2 protein-coding genes are annotated in these 1846 nt (G+C 73.8%); one reads left to right on the top strand and one right to left on the bottom strand.

Annotated elements, in window-relative coordinates; translation table 11 throughout:
• Positions 1 to 443 (top strand): DUF3515 domain-containing protein (locus tag FOE67_RS24515; protein ID WP_194444662.1); only part of this gene is annotated, 443 nt, incomplete at its 5' end.
• 81 nt (positions 444 to 524) lie between these two features.
• Here FOE67_RS24515 and FOE67_RS24510 read toward each other — a convergent pair.
• The gene (locus FOE67_RS24510; protein WP_182667006.1) at positions 525 to 1688 is read right to left on the bottom strand and encodes a D-alanine--D-alanine ligase family protein; all 1164 of its coding nucleotides are present in this window, start codon (positions 1686 to 1688) and stop codon (positions 525 to 527) included.
• Positions 1689 to 1846: the final 158 nt, after the last annotated feature.

The raw sequence follows: 1846 nt of genomic DNA, 5'->3' as shown, positions 1-1846 counted from the left end.
GGGGCGGGGTGGAGGTGCCCGCGCCGGAGCCGGACGCGGAGGCGGCCGGGGTCTGCCGGACGCTGGCCGACGCGCTTCCCCCGGAGGTGGAGGGTCGCGAACGCCGTGAGGTGGAGCCCTCCTCGCCGTACACGGCGGCGTGGGGGGACCCTGCGATCGTGCTGCGCTGCGGGGTGCCGGATCCGGCGGTGCTCGATCCGCTGGACCCGGCGTACGACCCCTTCGCCGACGCCCTGGCGGTCAACGACGTGTCATGGCTGATCGAGCCCGGGGCGAACGGGGACGGCTACCGCTTCACCACCACCGAGCGAACCGTGCGGGTGGAGGTGACGGTCCCGTCGGCGTACGCGCCGGAGACCGGGGTCCTGGTGGACCTCGCCGGGGCGGTGGCCGGGGCGGTGCCGCTCGATCCGCTGTGGGAGGGGCACACCGACCACGGCTGAGCGGGGTCGGTTCCCCGCGGGCGGCGTCACGTCGTCCGCTGCCCCGTGGTTCCCCCCGGGTACCGGGGGGAACCACGGGGTTCAGCGCAGTCCGGTGGGCCGGCGCAGCGCCGCCCGGATGAGCGTGTCGATCAACTCCGGGTAGTCCACCCCGCTCTCCCGCCACATGCGGGGGTACATGGAGATGGGGGTGAAGCCCGGCATGGTGTTGATCTCGTTGATGACGAAGCGTCCGTCCTCGGTGAGGAAGAAGTCGGCCCGGACCAGCCCCTCGCAGGCGGCGGCCTCGAAGGCCCGGATGGCCAGGCCCCGCACCCGCTCGGTCTCCTCGGCGGACAGCGGAGCGGGGACGATGCCCTCGGCCGAGTCGATGTACTTGGCCTCGAAGTCGTAGAAGTCGTGGGAGGCGGCGGGCGGGATCTCGGCGGGCACGCTGGCCCGCGGACCGTCCTCGAATTCCAGGACGCCGCACTCGATCTCGCGTCCCCGCACCATCGCCTCGACGATGATCTTGGGGTCGTGGCGCCGGGCCTCGGCGATCGCCCCGTCCAGGTCCTCCGGCCCGTTCACCCGGCTGATGCCCATGGAGGAGCCGGCCCGGGAGGGCTTGACGAACAGCGGCCAGCCGTGACGGTTGGCGAACTCGGTGAGGCGGGCCCGCACCCCGTCCGGGTCGCGCTCCTCCTCCCGCGGCCGCACCACCGTGTAGGGGCCCACCGACAGTCCGAAGGAGGTGAAGACGCGCTTCATGTACTCCTTGTCCATGCCGATGGCCGAGGAGAGCACGCCGGAGCCGACATAGGGGATGCCGGAGAGTTCGAGCAGACCCTGGAGGGTGCCGTCCTCGCCGTAGGGCCCGTGCAGGACCGGGAAGACGACGTCCACGTCCCCCAGCACCTTGGGGACGGTGCCCGGTTCGGTGTAGAGGACCTCGCGGCTGCCGGCGGTGACCGGGAGCAGCACGCCGCCGGAGTCCGACTCGGCCAGGTCGTCCACGGCGGGGAGCCGGCGATCGGCGATCGCCATCCGCTCGGGGGCGTCGGCGGTCAGGGCCCACCGTCCGTCGGCGGTGATGCCGATGGGCAACACCTCGTAGCGCTCGCGGTCGATGGCGTTCAGCACGGCACCCGCGGTGACCACGGAGATCGCGTGCTCGGAGCTGCGGCCGCCGAAGACGACGGCGACGCGCGGCTTGGGGCGCTGAGGGCTCGAGGGGGAGCCGCTGGGGGGCAACTGGCTGCTCATATCGCCCCGAGGCTACCGAACACCGGTTCCGCCGGCCGGCGGCGCCCGGCGGTTCGCGCGCGGATTCCCCCGGCCGGCCGGGGCACCGCGGGACGGAGCGACCCAAGCCGGACACCCCGGGCGGGCCGGCGGCACCGGCCGGGGTGTCCGGCTTGGGT

Origin of the sequence: Streptomyces calidiresistens (genome assembly GCF_014141525.1) — a bacterium.
Classification (GTDB): Bacteria; Actinomycetota; Actinomycetes; order Streptomycetales; family Streptomycetaceae; genus Streptomyces; species Streptomyces calidiresistens.
Note: the sequence above shows the minus strand (reverse complement) of the source record. Positions and strands in the feature narration are given on the sequence as shown.

Bases quoted from the DNA above. Each gene is read 5' to 3' on its own strand.
- FOE67_RS24510 (WP_182667006.1), bottom strand. From the start codon at position 1,688: ATGAGCAGCCAGTTGCCCCCCAGCGGCTCCCCCTCGAGCCCTCAGCGC.